Here is a 465-nt window from a genome sequence, read left to right on the forward strand (position 1 = left end):
AGAGGATTTCCCGGGTGTTTTTGTACATTTGAGACTCAATTTTTTACAATGAAAGAAGAACAAGTGATCCTGGTAAATGAAAAGGATGAGCAAATAGGACTTATGGCAAAGATGGAAGCTCATGAGAAGGCTTTATTGCACAGGGCATTTTCTGTTTTTGTATTCAATGATCAAAACCAGCTCATGATCCAGCAGCGGGCGCTGGGAAAGTATCATTCTCCGGGATTGTGGACCAACACTTGTTGCAGCCATCAAAGGGAAAGAGAAAGCAACATAGAAGCCGGTAAGAGAAGGCTGCAGGAGGAAATGGGTTTTACAACAGAACTTAAGGATACTATCTCCTTTATCTATAAAGCTCCTTTTGATAATGGTCTCACGGAACATGAATTTGATCACATTCTTGTGGGGCATTACAATGGAGAGCCTATTTTAAATCCCGAAGAGGCACACGCTTACAAATGGATT

Annotated in this window: 1 protein-coding gene; it reads left to right on the plus strand. The window is 41.1% G+C overall.

The window, feature by feature from the left end; translation table 11 throughout:
• Nucleotides 1-48: 48 nt before the first annotated feature.
• Nucleotides 49-465 (plus strand): isopentenyl-diphosphate Delta-isomerase (gene idi, locus HC176_RS16390; RefSeq protein WP_167920071.1); only part of this gene is annotated, 417 nt, incomplete at its 3' end.

This window comes from Tamlana crocina, assembly GCF_012037625.1.